At 71.7% G+C, this 19,036-nt stretch carries 23 protein-coding genes and 1 tRNA gene; 14 read left to right on the plus strand and 10 right to left on the minus strand.

The genetic code is table 11. The features are described 5' to 3' along the window. The first annotated feature begins 22 nt into the window (after positions 1-22). The 4 genes from mscL (at position 23) to FHX31_RS28590 (ending at position 2,018) form a co-directional block, all read left to right on the plus strand. Complete coding sequence (gene mscL / locus FHX31_RS28575; protein ID WP_047893438.1) at positions 23-493, plus strand: large conductance mechanosensitive channel protein MscL; 471 nt, start codon at positions 23-25, stop codon at positions 491-493. Positions 494-570: 77 nt separating this feature from the next. Beyond that, positions 571-819 carry a hypothetical protein gene (locus FHX31_RS28580; protein ID WP_013283517.1) on the plus strand — a complete coding sequence of 83 codons (249 nt, stop codon included), beginning with the start codon at positions 571-573 and terminating at the stop codon, positions 817-819. A gap of 29 nt (positions 820-848) precedes the next feature. Continuing rightward, positions 849-1,214, plus strand: coding sequence for a hypothetical protein (locus FHX31_RS28585; RefSeq protein ID WP_013283516.1), 366 nt, complete (start codon positions 849-851; stop codon positions 1,212-1,214). Positions 1,215-1,292: 78 nt separating this feature from the next. After that, positions 1,293-2,018 carry a DUF3800 domain-containing protein gene (locus FHX31_RS28590; protein ID WP_030273506.1) on the plus strand — a complete coding sequence of 242 codons (726 nt, stop codon included), beginning with the start codon at positions 1,293-1,295 and terminating at the stop codon, positions 2,016-2,018. A 66-nt stretch (positions 2,019-2,084) separates the two neighbouring features. Here FHX31_RS28590 and FHX31_RS28595 read toward each other — a convergent pair whose 3' ends face one another. Next, positions 2,085-3,299 carry a benzoate/H(+) symporter BenE family transporter gene (locus FHX31_RS28595; RefSeq protein ID WP_123111670.1) on the minus strand — a complete coding sequence of 405 codons (1,215 nt, stop codon included), beginning with the start codon at positions 3,297-3,299 and terminating at the stop codon, positions 2,085-2,087. A 58-nt stretch (positions 3,300-3,357) separates the two neighbouring features. Here FHX31_RS28595 and FHX31_RS28600 point away from each other — a divergent pair, with 58 nt between their 5' ends. The 5 genes from FHX31_RS28600 to FHX31_RS28620 all read left to right on the plus strand — a co-directional run bounded on the left by FHX31_RS28600 (position 3,358) and on the right by FHX31_RS28620 (position 8,144). Beyond that, on the plus strand, positions 3,358-3,921 hold the full coding sequence (locus FHX31_RS28600) for an XRE family transcriptional regulator (RefSeq protein ID WP_184977492.1): 564 nt from the start codon (positions 3,358-3,360) through the stop codon (positions 3,919-3,921). A 93-nt stretch (positions 3,922-4,014) separates the two neighbouring features. Continuing rightward, positions 4,015-4,734: a PP2C family protein-serine/threonine phosphatase gene (locus FHX31_RS28605; RefSeq protein ID WP_013283512.1), complete on the plus strand. Its 720-nt coding sequence runs from the start codon at positions 4,015-4,017 to the stop codon at positions 4,732-4,734. A 52-nt stretch (positions 4,735-4,786) separates the two neighbouring features. Continuing rightward, positions 4,787-5,986: a GNAT family N-acetyltransferase gene (locus FHX31_RS28610; protein WP_047893436.1), complete on the plus strand. Its 1,200-nt coding sequence runs from the start codon at positions 4,787-4,789 to the stop codon at positions 5,984-5,986. 39 nt (positions 5,987-6,025) lie between these two features. Beyond that, positions 6,026-6,775 (plus strand): ZIP family metal transporter, encoded by a 750-nt coding sequence (locus FHX31_RS28615; protein ID WP_047893435.1) that lies wholly within the window; start codon positions 6,026-6,028, stop codon positions 6,773-6,775. A gap of 223 nt (positions 6,776-6,998) precedes the next feature. Next, a complete protein-coding gene (locus tag FHX31_RS28620) occupies positions 6,999-8,144 on the plus strand; it encodes a hypothetical protein (protein ID WP_184977868.1) in 1,146 nt (381 codons plus the stop codon). Positions 8,145-8,534: 390 nt separating this feature from the next. Here the strand turns inward: FHX31_RS28620 and FHX31_RS28625 are convergent, their stop codons facing one another. Both FHX31_RS28625 and FHX31_RS28630 read right to left on the minus strand, forming a co-directional pair. Continuing rightward, positions 8,535-9,617 (minus strand): NAD-dependent epimerase/dehydratase family protein, encoded by a 1,083-nt coding sequence (locus tag FHX31_RS28625; RefSeq protein ID WP_184977493.1) that lies wholly within the window; start codon positions 9,615-9,617, stop codon positions 8,535-8,537. Positions 9,618-9,654: 37 nt separating this feature from the next. After that, a complete protein-coding gene (locus FHX31_RS28630) occupies positions 9,655-9,954 on the minus strand; it encodes a hypothetical protein (protein ID WP_114921176.1) in 300 nt (99 codons plus the stop codon). A 183-nt stretch (positions 9,955-10,137) separates the two neighbouring features. Here FHX31_RS28630 and FHX31_RS28635 point away from each other — a divergent pair, with 183 nt between their 5' ends. Then, positions 10,138-10,521 (plus strand): DUF6223 family protein, encoded by a 384-nt coding sequence (locus FHX31_RS28635; RefSeq protein ID WP_013283506.1) that lies wholly within the window; start codon positions 10,138-10,140, stop codon positions 10,519-10,521. 67 nt (positions 10,522-10,588) lie between these two features. Here FHX31_RS28635 and FHX31_RS28640 read toward each other — a convergent pair whose 3' ends face one another. After that, positions 10,589-11,251, minus strand: a complete 663-nt coding sequence (locus FHX31_RS28640; protein WP_013283505.1) for a response regulator — start codon at positions 11,249-11,251, stop codon at positions 10,589-10,591. After that, a complete protein-coding gene (locus tag FHX31_RS28645) occupies positions 11,248-12,414 on the minus strand; it encodes a sensor histidine kinase (protein WP_123111674.1) in 1,167 nt (388 codons plus the stop codon). The genes FHX31_RS28640 and FHX31_RS28645 overlap by 4 nt, the downstream gene beginning before the upstream one ends. A gap of 131 nt (positions 12,415-12,545) precedes the next feature. Here FHX31_RS28645 and FHX31_RS28650 point away from each other — a divergent pair. Then, a tRNA-Lys gene (locus FHX31_RS28650) sits at positions 12,546-12,617 on the plus strand. 212 nt (positions 12,618-12,829) lie between these two features. Further along, positions 12,830-13,129, plus strand: coding sequence for a hypothetical protein (locus FHX31_RS28655; RefSeq protein ID WP_170215176.1), 300 nt, complete (start codon positions 12,830-12,832; stop codon positions 13,127-13,129). Positions 13,130-13,563: 434 nt separating this feature from the next. On the opposite strand, the gene FHX31_RS28660 is transcribed toward FHX31_RS28655, so the two are convergent. Continuing rightward, complete coding sequence (locus tag FHX31_RS28660; protein WP_030273482.1) at positions 13,564-14,088, minus strand: pyridoxamine 5'-phosphate oxidase family protein; 525 nt, start codon at positions 14,086-14,088, stop codon at positions 13,564-13,566. Next, positions 14,085-14,753, minus strand: coding sequence for a DUF899 domain-containing protein (locus FHX31_RS28665; RefSeq protein WP_013473487.1), 669 nt, complete (start codon positions 14,751-14,753; stop codon positions 14,085-14,087). The genes FHX31_RS28660 and FHX31_RS28665 overlap by 4 nt, the downstream gene beginning before the upstream one ends. A 119-nt stretch (positions 14,754-14,872) precedes the next feature. Here FHX31_RS28665 and FHX31_RS28670 point away from each other — a divergent pair, with 119 nt between their 5' ends. Then, positions 14,873-15,376: a winged helix-turn-helix transcriptional regulator gene (locus tag FHX31_RS28670; RefSeq protein ID WP_184977494.1), complete on the plus strand. Its 504-nt coding sequence runs from the start codon at positions 14,873-14,875 to the stop codon at positions 15,374-15,376. Between the two features lie 135 nt (positions 15,377-15,511). Then, a complete protein-coding gene (locus FHX31_RS28675) occupies positions 15,512-16,249 on the plus strand; it encodes a class I SAM-dependent methyltransferase (RefSeq protein WP_030273478.1) in 738 nt (245 codons plus the stop codon). A 125-nt stretch (positions 16,250-16,374) separates the two neighbouring features. Here FHX31_RS28675 and FHX31_RS28680 read toward each other — a convergent pair whose 3' ends face one another. The 3 genes from FHX31_RS28680 to FHX31_RS28690 form a co-directional block, all read right to left on the minus strand. Then, positions 16,375-16,674, minus strand: a complete 300-nt coding sequence (locus FHX31_RS28680; RefSeq protein WP_013473484.1) for a hypothetical protein — start codon at positions 16,672-16,674, stop codon at positions 16,375-16,377. A 163-nt stretch (positions 16,675-16,837) separates the two neighbouring features. Further along, positions 16,838-18,316: an endo-1,4-beta-xylanase gene (locus tag FHX31_RS28685; RefSeq protein ID WP_091330429.1), complete on the minus strand. Its 1,479-nt coding sequence runs from the start codon at positions 18,314-18,316 to the stop codon at positions 16,838-16,840. Between the two features lie 278 nt (positions 18,317-18,594). Further along, entirely contained in the window at positions 18,595-19,023 is a 429-nt protein-coding gene (locus FHX31_RS28690; RefSeq protein ID WP_013283488.1) for a winged helix-turn-helix transcriptional regulator, read from the minus strand. Between the last annotated feature and the right edge of the window lie 13 nt (positions 19,024-19,036).

The following is a 19,036-nucleotide window of genomic DNA, read 5'->3' on the forward strand; positions in this document are numbered from 1 at the left end:
TCATCAGGGCACGGGAGTACGGATGCTCAAGGGTTTCAAAGACTTCATCATGCGCGGCAACGTCGTCGACCTGGCGGTCGGTGTTGTCATCGGCGCCGCGTTCACCGGCGTGGTCACCCAGCTCACCAATTCGTTCCTCAAACCGCTGATCGCGCTGGTCACGGTGCTGATCACCGGCAGCGACAAGGGCCTGGAAGGGACTCCCTGGACGGTCCGCAACATCGAGTTCGACTGGATCAGTTTCATCAACGCACTGATCACCTTCCTCCTGACCGCACTCGCGCTGTACTTCCTGGTCATCTACCCGATGAACAAGCTCGCCGAGCGGCGCAAGCGCGGCGAGGAGCCGCCGCCCTCGGCCCCCAGCGAGGAGGTCAAGCTGCTCACCGAGATCCGGGACGCGCTGCTCGCCGGCAACCACGGCACGCCCGGCCAGCGCAGCGCCCTGGACGACGTGCTCGGCCGCCGGCAGGAGCCGCCCGCGCCGCGCTGACGCCATAGCCGATCGGCCCCCGCGACGATCTCGCGGGGGCCGACGTGCATCGAACACATGTTCGATAGAGTCCGGGCATGGAGCAGCGTAGGCACTGGTGGAACGGGAAATGGGGACGCCTCGCCCGGCGTGACGTCTTCCTCCGGGTGGACGGCGACCGCTGGCACGTCGAGCAGCGGGCCGGCGGTGCCGAGGGGATCTCCCGCTTCTACGAGCACGCCAGCGTCGAGGAGGCCGAGGAGACGATCCGGGCGCTGCTGGACGGCACCGACACCTGGCGCGAGCTGTCCCCCCGCCCGCCGGGCGGCTGGGCCCCCTCCGTTTAGCTCCCGCGCGCCCCGGGAACCGCTTCTGCATGAGCCAGCAGCAGGACACCGTCTCCCGGGTCACCACCGGCATGCGGGTGGTCGACTCCGCAGGCGTCGAGGTGGGCACAGTCGATCTCGTGCAGCGCGGCGACCCGGCCGCGGTGACCGTGCAGGCGCCCGCCCCGGTCGACCCGGGCAGCAGTCTGGACGAACTGATCGAGTCGGCGGCGGCCGAGGAGCCGGACGTACCGGCCGACCTGGCCGCCCGGCTGCTCCGCGACGGCTACCTCAAGGTCTCCACCGAGCTGGTCCGCACCGGCGCGGTCTACGTGCTGGCCGACCGGATCGCCGCGGTGGGCGACGGCGCGGTACGCCTCACCGTCCCGGCCGCGGAGCTGCCCGCCGAGGAGTGACACCCGGGGTCGAATGCGCCGATTCGGCGGCCTGCGCGTCGAGGCGGCCACGCCCGGAAAGCGGCCTACGCTCGTCGGGTGCTCCTGACCTATGTGGACGAGTCGTACACCGATCGCTGGTACTGGATCGGCGCACTTCTGGTCCCGGAGGCCGTGGCCATCCCGCTCAGCACCGCACTCGACGAGGTGATGACGGACGCGGCCAAGGCGTACGGCATCGACCGAGCCGCCGAACTCCACGGGTACGACCTGTTCCAGGGGCGGACGGCCTGGGCGAGGGTGCCGCCACGCGCCCGGATCGCCGTCTACAACGCGGCGCTCAAGGCGATCGGCACGTACGACGTCACAGTCATCCTGCGCGGCGTCGACCGGCACGGCCTCACCCGGCGCTACGGGCTCACCCGCCCCGCTCACGAGGTGGTGCTGTCACACCTTCTGGAACGGGTGGACGGATACGCGGCGATGCGGGACGAACTGGCCCTGGTGATCGCGGACGAGGTCGACAACCCCGCAAGCCACCGCTCGGACCTGACCCGTTACCGGGTCGACGGAACCGGGGGCTACCGTTCCCGGCGGCTCAGCCGGATCGTGGACACCCTGCACTTCGCCCCGTCGCACGCCTCCCGGCTGGTGCAGGCCGTCGACCTGGTCACCTTCCTGTTCCGCAGGATGGCGAGCGGGGCGGGCGCGGATCCTCGGGAGGCGACGACGAACACGCGGCTGTGGTCCTGGGTCGAGCCGCGCCGATACCACTCGTGGTGCTGGCATCCGACCGGGCGGCCGACGCACGAAGGGCCCGCCTGAAAGCGGGCCCTAAGGCGGTTGCGGGAACCCTGACGGGCCTCCTGCGCACTCCAGGTTAACAGTTCGTCACCCGGTCCGACCGGAAAGCGACGGGGCGGATTCGGTCCGGGGCGGCTCGACCGGCGGGGATGCGACCGCCCGGCGGCGGAACAGCAGCAGCATCAGCCAGCCCGCGACCAGTCCCCAGAACGCGCCACCCACCCCGAGCAGGCTCACCCCGGAGGCGGTGACCACGAACGTCACCACTGCTGCCTCCCGCGCGTCCGGCTGGGCGACCGCCGCCGTGACGGCCCCGGCGAGCGCGCCGAGCAGGGCGAGCCCGGCGACGGCCTCGACCAGCACCGGCGGGGAGAGCAGCACCAGGGCGGTGGCCACGCCGGCGCCCAGGCCGAGCAGGGCCAGGCCGATCCCGGCGGTGACCGAGGCGATCCAGCGCCGCTCCGGGTCCGGGTGGGCGTCCGGGCCGGCGGCCAGGGCGGCGGTGATCGCGGCCAGGTTCACCGCGTGGCCGCCCGCCGGGGCGCCGAGGGCGGTGGCGAGCCCGGTCACCCGCAACGCCGAGCCCAGCGGGGCCCGGTAGCCGTACCCGGCGAGCACCGCGGTTCCGGGCACGTTCTGGGCGGCCATGGTGACCAGGAACAGCGGCAGCGCGAGCCCGACGACTGCGGGCAGCGTCCAGGACGGCGCGGTGAACGCGACGACCGGTGCGACGTCCAGCCGGGCCGGCCCGGAGGTGGTCAGGGCGATCGCGATCACCGCCACGGCGAGCGCGCCCGGTACCGCCCAGCGGCGGGCGAACCGGTGCAGCAGCAGCCAGACCAGCACCACCGGCCCGGCGAGCCGGGGCACCTCGACCAGGGCGCGTACCGGGGCCGTACACAGCGGCAGCAGCACCCCGGCGAGCATGGCGGAGGCGATCGGGGCGGGGATCGCGGCGACCGCACGGCCGAGCGCGGGGATCAGCCCGGCCGCGATGATCAGCAGCCCGGCGAGCAGGAAGGCGCCGACCGCTGCGGGCCAGCCGCCGGCGACCGGTCCGGTGGCCACGAGCAGCGCCGCACCCGGCGTGGACCAGGCGATCGACAGCGGCAGCCGGTGCCGCAGGCCGAGCCAGACCGCGCAGGCGCCGCTGGCGACGCAGAGCGCGAGCAGGCCGGAAGCGGCCTGGTCCGGATCGGCGCCGACCGCGCGCAGCCCGGCCAGGACGACTGTGAACGAGCTGGCGAAGCCGACCAGAGCGGTCACCACGCCGGCCAGGACGGGCTGGAGCCGACCGCCCATGCTCTCCTCCTCCGACCGTTCCGTTTACGGAACGGCACGGTGTAGCACGATAGCCCCCATGACAGCCGCCGCACCAGCCGATGACCGGGGCACCCGGGAGGTCGGCAGGCGCATCCGCTCGCTCCGCACCGAGCGGGGCATCTCCCTGTCCGAGCTGGCCCGCCTCGCGGGCGTCGGCAAGGCCACGCTCTCCGGCCTGGAGAACGGCGTGCGCAATCCCCGGCTGGAGACCCTGTACGCGATCACCGCGCAGCTCGGCGTACCGCTGACCGCCGTGCTCGCCACGCCCGACCAGGCGCCGACCCTGCGCGGGGCCGCGGTGGGAGGCACGCTGCTGGAGGTCTTCAGCGACCGGGAGGCGACCTACGAGCTGTACCGGATGTGGGTCACCCCGGGTCCGGCGCAGCTCTCCCCCGCCCACTCCAGCGGCGTGACCGAACACGTGACGGTCTTCTCCGGCGTGCTCCGCGCCGGCCCGGCCGACGCCCCGCTGACCGCCGGTCCCGGGGGCTACCTGCGGTGGACCTCCGACGTGCCGCACACCTACGCGGCGGTGGGCGAGGAGGAGGTTCATGCGAGCCTCCTGCTGCGCTATCCTCGTCCGTCCACACCGGACAGTTGACGCATACCCAGGATGCAAGCTGATGACATTTCTTTCAGCAGACCCGCCAGCGCGTGCAGACGCGGACCCGTTCTTCTTGGCAAGCTTGTCGTCATGACGCTCATCCTCCGCTCGGCCATCCTCAACGACGTCGGCCTCGTCCGGACCAACAACGAGGACTCCGCCCTCGCCGGTGACCGCCTCGTGGCGGTGGCCGACGGCATGGGCGGGCTCCCCGCCGGCGAGGTGGCCAGCGAGATCGTCATCCGGATCCTGGACGAGCTGACGCCGCCCACCGGCGCCGACGAGGCCGCCGACGCGCTGCGCGCCGTCGTCAGCACCGCGAACCAGCGCATCCGCGCGGCCATCACGGTGGACCCGGCCCGCGACGGCATGGGTACGACGCTCACCGCCGCCCTGCTCGCCGGGGACACCCTGGTCCTGGCCCAGGTCGGCGACTCCCGCTGCTACCTGCTGCGCGACCACGAGCTGACCCAGCTCACCCGCGACGACACGTTCGTCCAGGCGCTCGTCGACCAGGGCGCGCTCTCCCGCGACCAGGCCCGGCACCACCCGCAGCGCTCGCTCGTCACCCGCGCGGTGCAGGGCTCCGACGCGCCGCCCGCCGTCGGGGCGCTCACCGTCTTCCCCGGCGACCGGCTGCTGCTGTGCAGCGACGGCCTCTCCGACTACGTGGAGGACGCCGCCATCGCGGCGGCACTCGCCACCTACGGGGACCGCCAGCAGTGCGGCGAGCAACTGGTGAAACTGGCCCACCAGGCCGGCGCGCCGGACAACGTGACTGTGGTCATCTCGGACGTCACCGAGGCGTGAGCGGGCGCCCTTTCCGGTTGCGGACCACGACGGGTGCGGTTGGGATGAACGGATGCACATTCGCCGGCTGGCCGCCGATGAACGACTGACCACCAGCTTCCCGCTCCAGGCGTACGCGTTCGAGGCCTCGCCGATGGGCGCCACCCGGACCGACCAGTTCCGCGCGTACCTGCCGTACAACGCCGGGAACACGACGCTGGTGGCCGAGGAGGACGGGGTCACCGCGGCGGCCGTGTCGGCGATACCGATGCGGCAGAACCTTCGCGGCGCGGTGCTGCCGATGGCCGGTGTCGCGGGCGTGGCCACCCATCCGCTGGCCCGCCGGCGCGGGCACGTCCGCACGCTCATGCAGCAGCTCCTCGACGGCGTGCGCGACGAGGGTCACCAGCTCACCGCGCTGCACCCGTTCCGCGCCTCGTTCTACGAGCGCTTCGGCTACATCGGGCTGCCCCGGCGGCGTACCGCGGTCTTCAACCCGGCGGACCTGGCGCCGCTGCTGCGCGCCGACCTGCCGGACGAGCTGGTGTGGGAGCGGATCGGCGCGGGGTATGCGCGGTGGCGCGCGTACACCGAGCGGTGCCTGCGCGAACGCCACGGCTTCGCCGTCTTCCCGGACTTCCGGGCGGTCGGGCTGCGCGACCGCGACGACCGCTGGCTGGTCAGCGTGGTGCGCGGCGGCGAGACGGTCGGCGCTGTCACCTACCGCATCGACGACCACGCCGGCACGCTGTTCGCCGACGACCTGCTGGTCGACGACGCGTACGCCCGCGCGTCGGTGCTCCAGTTCTTCGCCCGGCACGTCGACCAGGTGGCCCGGATCAGCGTCCAGGTGACCCCCGACGAACTGCCCGAGCTGTGGCTCACCGACCTCGACGTGCAGGTGGAGGCGCGGGTGGCCCGGCCCGACCCGACCGCGCCGATGGCCCGCCTGCTCAGCCTGGACGCGCTCGCCGAGCAGCCGGTCGGGGTCGGCCGGGTACTGATCGAGGTGGTAGGCGACCGCTGGCTCGCCGGTCGCCACCTGCTCGACGGCACCACGGGCAAGCTCGCGGTGCTGCCCGCGCAGACCGCCGCCGAGGGCAGCGTGCCGGCCGCGCGGCTCACCGCCGCCGGGCTGTCAGCCCTGGCGTACGGGGTGCTCGACCCGGCCGAGGTGGTCGTACGCGGGCTGGGCGAGGTGCCGGTGGACGCGGCCGGTGAGCTGCGCCGCCTCTTCCCCCGGGAACTGCCGCACCTGTTCGCCGACTTCTGACCCGGTTGGGGGCGCACGCCCCGGGGTAGGGTCCAGCGCGTGCCGGAGTGGCTGGAAGCGGGATTCTGGGGCCTGCTCGCCGGGTCGGCCCTGCTGATCGGGGCGGCCGTCGGGTTCTTCGCGCGCGTACCGCGCCGGGTGACCGCATCGGTGATGGCGTTCGGGGCGGGCGTGCTGCTGTCCGCCGTCTCGTTCGAGTTGATCGACGAGGCGCACGAGCAAGGTGGGCTGCTGCCGGTGGCGATCGGCGCCGCGGCCGGTGCACTGCTGTACACCGCGGCGAACGTGCTGCTGGCCCGGCACGGCGCGCGGCACCGCAAGCGCTCCGGCGACGAGCAGCCCTCCGAGCGGGAACAGCCCGGCTCGGGTACGGCCATAGCGGTCGGCGCGCTGCTCGACGGCGTACCCGAATCGGTGGTGATCGGCGCGAGCCTGCTGGCCGGCGGCCCGGTCAGCCTGGTCACCGTCATCGCGGTGTTCCTCAGCAACGTGCCGGAAGGGCTGTCCAGCGCGGCGGGCATGCGGCAGGCCGGACGCACCCGGCGTTACGTGTTCGGGCTGTGGACGGCCATCGCGTTGATCTCCGGTGCGGCGGCGCTGGCCGGGTACACGCTGCTCGGCGGCGCGCCACCCGAGGTGCTGGCGACGATCACCGCGCTCGCCGCGGGCGCGATCCTCGCGATGATCACCGACACCATGGTCCCGGAGGCGTTCGCGGACGCGCACCTGCTGGTCGGGCTGATCACCGTGCTCGGTTTCCTGGTCGCGTTCGCACTCTCGCACGCCTGACCGTCCCGCTCGGTGCTGCCTGCTGCCGGCTGCCGCGCGGTCGCCGGCTCAGGTGCCGGCTGCGGCTCCGGCTTGGGCTGCGGCTCCCGGTGCCGGCTGCGGCTGCGGCTGCGGCGCTGGCTGCGGCTCCGGCGCTGGCTGCGGCTGCGGCTTAGCGGCGGGTTAAGGATCGGCTGTGGAGTCGTGCCGGGGCGGCCGGTCCTCCTAGCATCGGGCGGTGCGCGTGAAGTCGGCTGTCACTCTGCTCGCCCTCGCCCTGACGACGGCAACGCTGCCCGCCTGCGGCGACGATCCGGCCCCCGCGCCCGACGCCGGCGTCGGCTCGTCGGCCGGTCCGGCAGCCGCCCCGTCGGCCTCCCCGAGTGGGCGGGCCGGTCTCGGCAGCGCCCGGCCGAGCCCCAGCCCTGCCACCGTCACGTTCCGCGCCGGCAACCCGAACGGCCGGGCCGCCGTACCGGCCGAGGCGCGTCCGGTGGACACCTCGCGCCCGACCCGTACCGTCGGCAGCGGCACCCCGGCGAGCTGCACCTCGGAGGCGGTGGTGAAGGCCGTCGCGGCCGGTGGCGTCATCACGTTCGACTGCGGACCCGCGCCGGTGACCATCACCATGAAGGCCACAGCCAAGGTGGTGAACTCGCACGGCCCGCGCGTCGTGCTGGACGGCGGCGGCACTGTCACGCTGAGCGGCGGCGGCAAGCGCCGGATCCTCTACATGAACACGTGCGACGAGGCGCAGGGCTGGACCACCTCGCACTGCCAGAACCAGGACCACCCGCGGCTCACCGTGCAGAACCTGACGTTCGCCGACGGGGACGCCACCGGCGAGCGGACCGAGGGCGGTGGGGGCGGCGCGATCTTCGTGCGCGGCGGGCGGTTCACCGTGATCAACTCACGGTTCGTCGGCAACCGTTGCGACCGCACCGGCCCCGACCTCGGAGGCGCCGCGCTGCGGGTGCTGAGCCAGTTCGAGAACAAACCGGTGTACGTGGTGAGCAGCACCTTCACCGGCGGGGTGTGCGCCAACGGCGGGGCGCTGAGCAGTATCGGCGTCTCCTGGACGGTGTTGAACAGCGTCTTCCGCGACAACCGTGCGGTCGGTACGGGAGCGAACCCGGCCCGGGGCGGCACGCCGGGTGGCGGTAGCGGCGGCGCGATCTACTGCGACGGCAACGAGTTCGCGGTACGGATCGCCGGCACGGTGATCGAGGACAACAGCGCGAACGAGGGCGGCGGCGCGATCTTCTTCGTCAGCAACAACCGCACCGGCACCCTGAAGATCGACAGCAGCACCCTGCGGCGCAACCCCAGCCGAGGCTTCGAGACAAAGGGCCACCCCGGCATCTTCTTCCTGGGCGCCCAGATCTCCTGACCGTCCTGCCCGCTCCTGCCCGACCCCGACCCCATCCCGTTCCGCCCCGCCCCGCCCCGTCGATCATGAAGTTGACGGCCTCCCCCTCGGCGTGTCGCGCCGTCAACCTCATGATCGCCGCCTGACCGACTCGCGGACGCTGCTCTCGCCCCGCCCCGTCGATCATGAAGTTGACGGTTCCGTCATCGGCGTGTCGCCCCGCCAACTTCATGATCACCGGCCAACTCCCGGCCCGACGGCGCCCACCCCGCCCGCCTCACCTCGCGCCTACCCTCTCAGCTCGGTGATCAAGGAGTTTGCGTCCTAGTTGATCTCTGGGAGGGACACAAACTCCTTGATCAACAGGGCGAGGTGGGGCGGGGCGGGCGGGGTCAGGCGGAGACGGCGGGGTCAGTAGGGGTTGGGGTGGCCCGGGAGTTGGCCTCTGGTCAGGGCTGCGGGCCGCCCTGGGAGCGCCGGATCCGGGGACAGCGGCGGGGAGCCGGTCCCGGCACGAGTGGCCATGCCGGCGAACAGCTCCTTCAGCGCGGTCACCGTGTCGATGCTCGGGCTCCACCCGAGTTCGGTCTCGGCGCGGTGGCTGGACATCAGCGGCACGTTCAGCGCCAGGTCGACCCACCCGGTGTCGACGGGTTGCAGCCGCGCCCGCCAGGTCAGCGCCGCCGCGGCCCGCAGCACCGGCGTCGCCACCGGCAGCGTCCAGCCGTGGAAGTGCCGGGCCACCAGCTCCGGCGTCAGCACCGGGTCGGCCGCCACGTTGAAGGCGCCGCTCGCATCACCCACGACCGCCCGGGCGTACGCGTCCGCCACGTCGTCGGCGTGCACCGCCTGCATCCGGAGTCGCCGGTTCGACGGCACCAGCGGAATCCGGCCGTACCGCAGCAGGCGCACCGGCACCAGTGGGCCGAGGAAGTACCGGCTGATCTCCGTACCGGCCTCCCGCTGGAAGATCAGTCCCGGCCGCAGCCGTACGACGCGCAGCTTCGGGTGCTCCCGCTGCACGCCGTCGAGTAGTGCCTCGACCTCCGCCTTGTCCCGGCTGTACGACGACGTCTCCACCCCGGTTGCCGGCCAGTTCTCGCTGACCGGCTGGTTCTTCGGGCCGGGCGCGTAGGTGCCGACAGATGAGGCGTACACCAGGGCCGGAACGCCGACCCGGACGGCGGCCTCGATCACCGCGCGGCTGCCGCCGACGTTGGTCCGGTAGAGCGTGCGGCGGTCGTGGCTGGGCTGGATCTGCCAGGCCAGGTGCACGACCGCCCGCGCCCCGGCGAAGATCCGCACGAGCTGGTCGGCGGCACCCGGTGCGCCGATGTCGCAGGAGTGCCACTCCACGTCGCCGTACGGTTCACCGGCGTCCGGTCCAGGCAACCGGCGGGCCACGCCGACCAGCTCGGTGCCCACCTCCCGCCGCAGCCGGCGCAGCACTGCCGTCCCCACGTTGCCGGTCGCCCCCACGATCACGATGCGCATGACGGGTGCGGTACCCGCTGAACCGGGCAGCAACCGCTCACGGACGGGGGTTCGTCCGCACCCAGCCCCTCTCCCGATCGCGGCGACCCGCGGTGGCGGCCAGGCAGCGCGGGCAGAGCCAGCCCTCCGGGTCGGTCTCGGTGAGCACGTCGGTGCCGGAGTAGTCGAACGGCACGTGCGGGAAGCGGCGCAGCCGGGTCCGGCTCAGCGGCAGCCCGCAGAGCGTCTGGTTCCGGCCCGGCAGCCAGGCGTGCACCTCACCGCCGGGCCGGCGTACGCCGTCGTCGCCCGGCACCTCGCGGGACGCCGCCACGGCGGCGGTGCTCGTGACTCGCATGGTCGCCCAGGTTCCCCGGCCGCCGCCGTTCACGCCTGGCGGCGACAACCCCTGGGGTACGCGGGCGCAGCGCGTACTCCCGTGGTGGTAGCCCGATCGACGACTCCGGGGCGACGACCGGCGGCGATGCGCGTCCATACGCTGCCGCCGTCACCACTTGCCGCGACCCGAGGGAGTCCCAGAATGTCGATCCGTCACCTGCTCGCCACCACTGTCGTCGGAGAGTTCGCCCCGGCCGCGCACACCTCGCTCGCCGCCGGGGGCATCGGCGGCTCCGGGCGGGCCGGCGCCACTGTCATCGCCCTGGTGGGCCTGACCAGCGTGGTCGTCGGCGGGCTGGCACTCAGCCGCTCTCGCCGGGGGCCGGGCGAGGGGCGGGTTCAGGCCCTGGTGGCTGCTGCGTCCGGGCTGGTCAGCATGGTCCTCAGCGCGTGGCATCTGGCGCTGACCACCGAAGGACTCGGCAGCGGTCAGGGGCGTGCCGGTGCGGTCGCCGGTGTGGCGTTGGGCCTGATCGGGGCGGTGCTGGGCGGGCTGGCGCTGGCCCGTTCCCGTCGCACCGCCTGACCGGGTCGCTCGTTCCGTCCCGGCGGCTCGCGTCGGCCCGGTTGCCCGCGTCGGCCCGGCGGCTCGCTCAGGAGGCGGTGAGCCAGCCGGGGACGGTGAGCCCCGACTCGTATGCGAGCACCACCAGCTGGGCCCGGTCCCGTACCCGCGTCTTGGTCATGATCCGGCTGACGTGCGTCTTCGCGGTGGCCGGGCTCAGCACCAGCCGGGCCGCGATCTCGTCGTTGGACAGGCCGGCGGCGACCAGGGCGAGCACCTCCCGCTCCCGCTCGGTGAGCGCGTTCAGCCGGGGGCCCGGGTCCGGATGCCGGGTCCGGGCGGCGAACTCGGCGATCAGCCGGCGCGTGACGGCCGGGGCGATCAACGCGTCGCCCCGCGCCACCACCCGTACGCCGTGGATCAGCTCCGCCGGCTCGGTGTCCTTGACCAGGAAGCCGCTCGCGCCGGCCCGCAACGCGCCGTAGACGTAGTCGTCCAGGTCGAACGTGGTCAGGATGATCACGCGGGCGTCGGTGCCGGCGACGATCTCCCGGGTAGCGGCCAGCCCGTCCAGCAGCGGCATCCGGATGTCCATGAGGACGACGTCCGGCCGTAGTTCCCGCGTCAGCCGTACCGCAGTGGTGCCGTCGGCGGCCTCGCCGACCACCTCGATGCCGTCCTCGCCGTCGAGGATGGAGCGGAAGCCCGCGCGTACCAGAGTCTGGTCGTCGGCCAGCAGCAACCGGATCATGTCGTCTCCCCCTGTGCCGTGCGTGGCGCCGGGACCGGCAGTGGGGCGGGCCGCAGCGGTAGGCGGGCCCGCACCAGGAAGCCGCCGTCCGGGCCTGGCCCGGTGGTGAGCGAGCCGCCCAGCGCCCGGGCCCGCTCGCCCATGCCGAGGATCCCGTTCCCGGGCGGGCCGGCGGGACCGGCGCCGTCGTCCGCCACCTCCACCAGCACCTCGTCGCCGTCCGGCACGACCCGGACCACCGCCGTGGTCGCGCCCGCGTGACGGCTCACGTTGGTGAGCGCCTCCTGGACGATCCGGTACGCGGACAGATCCACCTCCGGCGGGAGCGGCCCGGCCTCCGTCACCTCGGTACGCACAGTCAGCCCGCGCCGCCCGGCCGCCGTGACCAGCTCGTCGAGGCGGTCGAGACCGGGCGCGGGCCGGTTCGGCGTCGTACCCTCCTGCCGGAGCACGCCCAGCGCCGCCCGCAGCTCGCGCAACGTCTCCCGGCTCGTCTGCTTGATCACGGTGAGTGCCTCCGCCGACCGTTCCGGGTCGGGCCGGTGCAACGCGGCGCTCGCCTGCACACTGATCAGCGACAGGTGATGGCCGAGCAGGTCGTGCAGCTCGCGGGCGATCCGTAGCCGCTCCTCGGTGGCCCGGTGGCGGGCCTCCTCCTCCTTGCGCTGCTCCGCGGCGAGCACCCGGGCCTGCACCTCGGCGAGATAGGCCCGCCGGTTACGGGTGACGCCGGCGATGACCGCGACGAGCCACCCGGCGTGCAGCAGCGTCGCGCCGTTCCCGCTGACGCCGGTCCGGGTGTAGCTGTCGGCGACGGCGAAGGAGACGACCGAGGCCAGGCCGAGCCCCACCGCGACGGCGAGGTACCCCTCGTCGACGACCGTGTACAGCGCCACGACGAACACCAGCATGATCGGCCCGGGCCGGTGCAGCAGAGCCCCGTACGCGGCGACTGCGGCCAGCGCCACCAGCCCCACGGCCACCGGGTGTCGCCGGCGCAGGTAGAGCGCTGCGGACGAGGCCAGGACGACAATCAGCGCCAGCAGCTCGGCGGTGGTGTCGATGCCCTCCGACTGCACCACCAGGCCGAGCAGGGCCACCAGGGCGACGGCAGGCACCACTGCGGCTTCCGCTTTGAGGCCGTGCCGGCGCCAGCTCGACATTGCCGAAGCGTAACGGTCCGCAGACACAGCGGAGGGCCCCGAAGCGGCGTCGTGCCGGTGTCGGGGCGTGGTCGGAGGGTCGATGCGCGACGCACGCCGGGCTGATCGGCTTCGGGTAACCTGTGCCGTGCGGGCCGCTAGCTCAATGGCAGAGCTGTGGACTTTTAATCCATAGGTTCAGGGTTCGAGTCCCTGGCGGCCCACCTTGTTGATCTTCCATGCGAACCGGCCGGCCGCGACGCTTCGCGACGGCCTGCGTGGCTGCTCGTTGCGGGCTGCGGCTGGCCACGGATCCGCCTCGGTGTGTACTAGCGTCAGGGGGGTGAGGAACCGCGCTGCGAGGTACGAGCCACTGACGGTGGCGCGCCTGGGTGCTCTGCTCGTTGGATCCGACGAAACGCGACGGTGGCGGCTGGTGGCGGAGTTCCTTGAGGAGCACCGCTGGGAACCGGCCGAGGTGCGCGCCGGTCTGTTGGACCAGGAACCAGCTTCTACCGGTGACGAGCGCTGGGATGTGTTCCTCGCGGCATTGACGGAGCACCTGGCCGCCAAGGACGGGCGTGGTGCGCCGCCGTGGGTCGAGACGCGGTCGCTCCGGCGGTTCTGGTTTCCCTTCAACACCCGTGCCGCCCGGGTCGACGCGGTGGTACACGCGCCAGCAGCATTCCGTCGTCGGGGCGTGTACGTGTCGGCGCAGGAGTTGAACGTCGCGTGAGCCTCGATGATCCACTGTTGGACCGCCCCGCGATCGAAGACGCCTTCCGCCGGCTCGGGGACCGGCTGGCGAGGCGAGGTGTGGTCGCGGACCTCTACATCTTCGGCGGGGCGGCCATGGCTCTGGCCTACGACGCGCGACTCGGGACATCGACGCGGTGTTCCAACCCCATGGCGTCGTGCTCGACGAGGCTCGTGCGGTAGCGGATGAACTCGGGCGTCCTCGCCCGAGCGTGGATCCGCGTGATCTGGCGCTGCTGGCAAGACCGTGTCGCCTACGACCCGGCCCGGCACGGCAACGCAGTACGTCTCAATCAACCCGGACAAAACGATTTGCTCGCTGCCTGAGGTTGACACAGGGGGTGTCATCGGTCGAGCGCGTTGCCGAGCCGCTTGAGAGCGTCAACGCCAAGTGACCGGTCGCGGGTTGGCCCGTCAGTGGTGGAACCGCCAGCGGGTCGCGGTCAGTCCGTCCGAGCCGTAGCCGAAGGCCCGGACCAGAGAGATCTCGTAGAAGGCGTACCGGGGTGATCCGGGCAGACTCTCGTCGTGGGCTCGACCGTCGCGGATGTCGAATGCCCAGCCGTACTTCGTGGCGAAGGCGGCGGCCACCCCGCGCAGCGCGGCATCGCCTGCGACCTGGTGGGCCTTGCCCTCCACCACCAGGTCGAGGTCTTCGCCGCCGACGGTGAGGACGGTGTGCGGGTTGCGGGCCAGGTTCCGGCCCTTGCGGGAGGCCGGGCGGCTCGCGACGCACGGCGCGCCGTCCACCAGTACCAGCATCACCGGGGCGGCATGCGGGCGACCGTCCGGCCGCACCGTCGACAGCCAGCCCCGGTGCGCCGATCGGAGGCATGACAACGCCTGGCTCCAGGGCTTGATGGTTGCCACGTCGGTGTCGAACGGTGTCGCGTCCTTCGGCTGGAAGAGCAGCTCGGCGATCGGCGTACTGACGGTCATGACGGATCCGTGGAGTCGTCGTACTCGTCGTGCAGCCGCCACCACTGGTAGGGCTGGGTCTGCGGCCAGCCCTCGGGTGAGTCTTCCCAGGTCTCCTGCCGGCCGTACGGCGTCAGGTCGAGGAAGGTCCAGTTGCTGCCGAGCCGTTCCACGCCGCGGGCGGTGGTGGAGTAGGTACGAAAGATCCGGTCGTCGGCGCGGAGGAAGACGTTCAGCGCGAACCCGTCGCCGGCTCCCATGTCGGCGTTGAAGCTGTTGTGCAGCGACGAGTACCAGGGCAGGGTCCAGCCCATCCGGTGCCGTAGCGCCATGAGGTCGGCAAGTGGGCCACCGGAGATCAGCGCGAGGGTGACGTCGCGGGCGTTGAGGTGGGCCGGGTGGCCGACGTTGTCGGTGAACATCGAGCAGCCCGAGCAGATGTCATCGGCCCCGTGCCACATGAAGGTGTACACGATGAGCTGGCGGCGGCCCTGGAACAGGTCGGCCAGACCGACCGGCCCGTCCGGGCCCTCGAACACGTACTCCTGCTCGACCAGCGTCATCGGCAGCCGGCGACGCGCCGCGGCAAGCGCGTCGAGCTGGCGGGTGAGCATCTTCTCGCGGCTGCGCAGGGTGTCCAGCGCGGTCTGCCAGTCCTCGGTCGGCACGATCGGTGGATGGTTCATGCGGCCTCTTCCCCGTCTCGTCAGCGGCATCAGGTCAGACCGTTCCCTTAAGGAACGGTGCCAATGTGACGTTAACAGAGTCCGTTCCCTGAAGGAACCATCATGAGTATCGTGGGGCCATGCAGCGAACGCAGTTCGGCGCGATGGCGTGCTCGATCGCCCGCACCCTCGACGTCATCGGTGAACCGTGGTCGCCGCTGATCCTGCGCGACGTCTACGCCGGCACACACCGCTTCGAGCAACTCCAGCAGGGCCTCGGCGTGTCCCGCAAGGTGCTCGCCGAGCGCCTGAACTGGCTGGTCACCCAGGGCGTGCTGACCCGGCGTGAGTACTCCACCCGGCCGGTCCGCCACGAATACCTGCTCACCGACAAGGGCATGGAACTGTGCGATCTGCTCCTGGTCATGGTGCGGTGGGGCGACCGGTGGACGGCGGGCGAAGCCGGCCCGCCGGTGCTCTACCGCCACCACGCCTGCGGCCGGACCAGCCAGGTGGAACTGCGGTGCTCGGCGTGCGGACAACCCATGCACGCCACGGACATCGACCTACTACCCGGCCCCGGCGCAGACTCGCGCGACGAAGATGGACTACCCGACCGAGACGAACGCCGGCAGCCCGGATGAGCGCCTGTCTCCGCGAGGCCACGCCGGAAGCCGGCCGAGCTTCGTCACCCGGTCGACCATCGACCGCCCTCAGCGGTCGTCGCATCGAAAACGGTGCCCCCACATAAACGCTCGTTAGGCCTAAGGTCAGCGGCTATGGCGAATACGAGTCGCAACCTGGGACTGGGGCACGGCAGCGCGTTCGGCGAGCGTGGGGTGGCGAAGAGGCTGGGCACATTGAGCCGGCACACATCGCTGACCGGCCGGCGATTACTGGAGATCGGCTGCGGGGACGGCACGTACACGATGCGGCTGGTCGGCGCGTTCGAGCAGATCGAGGCCGTGGACATCCAGCAGGATCGGCTGGAGCTGTTCCGGGAGCGGCTGGCCGGCGATCCGGCGGCGGCCCAGAAGATCAACGTGCGGGAGTTGTCGGCTACCGAGCTGGACTACCCGGACGAGAGCTTCGACCTGGTCACCGCCATCGAGGTGGTGGAGCACATCGACGACCTCGATGCCGCCCTGCGGCAGGTCCGTCGCGTGCTCGTGCCCGGCGGCTGCTTCGCGCTGACGACGCCCAACCGGTGGTTTCCGTTCGAGACGCACGGGTTCCTGATCCGCGGTAAGCGTTACCGGCCAGCGCGGGGTCCGTTCCTGCCGTGGATCGTGCCGCTGCACCGGCGGCTGGCCGATGCCCGTTGCTTCACCGCCCGTGGCTTGTCCGCGCAGCTCCGGCGGGCCGGGCTGGAGCGGGTAGCGGTGGACTACATCATGCCGCCGTTCGACCGGTCCCACTTCGGGCGTCGTATCCGGCCGGTGACCGACGCGGTCGAGCGATCGCCGTTGAGGTTCTTCGGCATGGCCCTGGCGGTGGTCGCCCGCCGACCGGCATGACGGTCCCACCGAAACCCCAGGGGTACGGCCGGACGCCGCGCACCTGCCCCATCCGTGACGAAGGGCCTCGCGCGCGCTGGCGGCCGAGTACCGCACCGAGTTGCTCGTCCCCTGACAGGTACGGATCAGCCGTGCCGAGCGGCGACATCCAGCAGACCTTCGTAGAACTCGACGAGCTCGGTGTCGCTCGGGTCGATCGTCCGTAGGCAGCGAGCCACACCCTCGGTGAGCGCGGCGGCAATTCGCTCGGCTCGGTCCGGTTCCAGGCGCGGCAGCCTCAGCAGGCTCATCGACCGGGCGGGCCACAGATACATGTCCAGGTCGTCGTCCTGAAGCATCCCGGCGGGCACCGCCCTGACGATGTCCGCGTAGACGCGGCCCTGGATGTACCACTCCCGGTCGGCGTCGAAGATCACGATCATCATTGCCGTCTCCGCTCCCCCCGCGCGCCGGCTGTCCCACACAATTCGATCCAGCCTAGTTCTCATCCTGCGTGGACTCGGGTCGCGATCGCAGAGACGCGACGGACGGGCCCGGTGTTCGCGTCCACACCGGGCCCGCCCGTCGCGCGCCTTCCGTACGAGGAGGTCAGCTCGTCGCGACGAGCTGGAACCGCTGGTTGGCCTGGCCGTTGCAGTCGTAGATCTGCACCTGCTGGCCGTTGCCGGTGCCCCACACGTCGAGGCAGCGGCCGGACTGGACTCCGGTGATGGTGCCGTTGGAGTTGACGTTCCACTGCTGGTTCGTCTGCCCGTTGCAGCTGTAGATCTGGACGGCGGAGCCGTTGCCGGAACCGGCGGCGTCCAGGCACATCGAGCCGTACACGGTCAGCTGCCGGCTGGAGGTGTACGTCCACCGCTGGTTGGTCAGGCCGTGGCAGTCGTAGAGCTGCACCCGAGTGCCGTTGCTCTGCGAGGAGTTGGGTACGTCGATGCACCGGCCGGACTGGTTGCCGACGATCCGGCTCGCGCCGTTGGTCGGCGGCGGCGTGGTCGGCCCGGCGGTCGGGGTCGGTCCGGCGGTCGGCGACGCGGTCCCGGTCGGCGTGGGGTTGGGCGTCGCGGCGTTGAGGGCGTTGAGGACCGAGGTGTACGCGGCCTTCTTGTTGCCTCCGCCGTCGAACAGCAGCGGGTTCTCGCCTGAGCGCCACGAGTCGCTGTCGCGCACGCCCCACACCGTGATGCCGATGCAGCGCGGCACGTTCAGACACGCCTGCGTCAGACCCGCGTACTGGCTGGTCGACGAGTTGGTGACGTCGACCTCGGTCAGCGCCACGTCGACACCGAGCGCGGCGAAGCTCGACAGCGTGGTCTGGAAGTTGCCCGGCAGCGAGCTGCCGCCGGTGAAGTGCGTCTGCAACCCGACGCAGTCGATCGGCACACCGCGGGACTTGAAGTCCCGGATCATGTTGTAGACGCCCTGCGTCTTGCCGTACGACCAGTTCTCGATGTTGTAGTCGTTGTAGCAGAGCTTCACCGACGGATCCGCCGCCCGAGCGGTACGGAACGCCACCTCGATCCAGTCGTTGCCGGTGCCCTGCAGGTTGCTCTGGCGGCGGCTGCCGTCCTCGTTGAACGCCTCGTTCACCACGTCCCACGCGGCGAGCTTGCCCCGGTAGTGGGCCATCACGCCGTTGATGTGGTTGATCATGGCGGTGCGCAGCGAGCTGCCGCTCAGGCGCTGCATCCAGGCCGGCTGCTGGGCGTGCCACGCCAGCGTGTGGCCGCGGACCTGGAGGCCACGCTGAGTCGCCCAGTTGTAGATCTGGTCGCCGGAGGAGAAGTTGAACTGGCCCTGGTTGGGCTGGGTCGCGTCCGGCTTCATCTCGTTCTCGGCCGTGATCATGTTGAACTCACGGGCCGCGATGGTGCTGTAGGTGGAGTCGCCGAGCCGGCTCGCCGCGATGGCGGTGCCGAAGTACCGGCCCGACTGTGCCGCGGCGGCGCCGAGCGTGCTCGCCGCCGCCTGGGCCAGGCTGGGCACCACGAGCGCGGCACCGGCCAGTGCCACCGCGCTGGTGACGGCGGCCAGCACCACCCGGTGACTGCGCCTCGGTAGATGTTTCATGACACTCCTCTGCATATCGGACGATGATGCGCAGGCGATGCCCGGCTGGACGCGGATGAGAGCCGGCGGTGCGCTCACTCCCCGCGTCACTGCCCTGAAACTTTTCGAAGATGTACCGGTAACTTCCCTGGGAAGATATCCGCGACGGCACGATCGGTCAATGTCGATGTCAACGCGAACATGGACTCAACCGGCTGATCAGCGCGGGAGTCCATGCATGGCTATGAGAGCGAAGCGCAACGAGAACCGAAAGTTTCGGAGAATCCCGGCCCGGCCGCTCAGCGATCGGCGGCGTCGTACCGCTCGCGGTTGGCGTGCACCTCGTCCATGTGCGCCTCGGCCCACAGCTTCATGCCGTACATCAGCCGGTGCAGCGACTGACCGAGGTCGGTCAGCTCGTAGGTGACTGTGACCGGCACGCTCGGCGTCACGGTGCGGGTGACCAGGCCGTCGCGTTCCAGGGACCGCAACGTCTGGGTGAGCATCTTCTGGCTGACCCCGGCCAGCCGACGGGACAGCTCGGAGTAGCGCATGACCTGCGGCTCCGCGTTGCGGTCCGGGCCGTCGCGGCCGAGCGCGGCCAGGATCAGCGCCACCCACTTGTCGGAGATCCGGTCCAGGAGTTGCCGGCTCGGGCAGCCGGCGAGGAACGCGTCGTACTCCTCACGCGCCTGCGCCCGCTTCTCCGCCGCCGTCTGCGTCGGCATCGTCCGCACCTCC

It is taken from the genome of Micromonospora sp. CNZ286 (assembly GCF_014207755.1).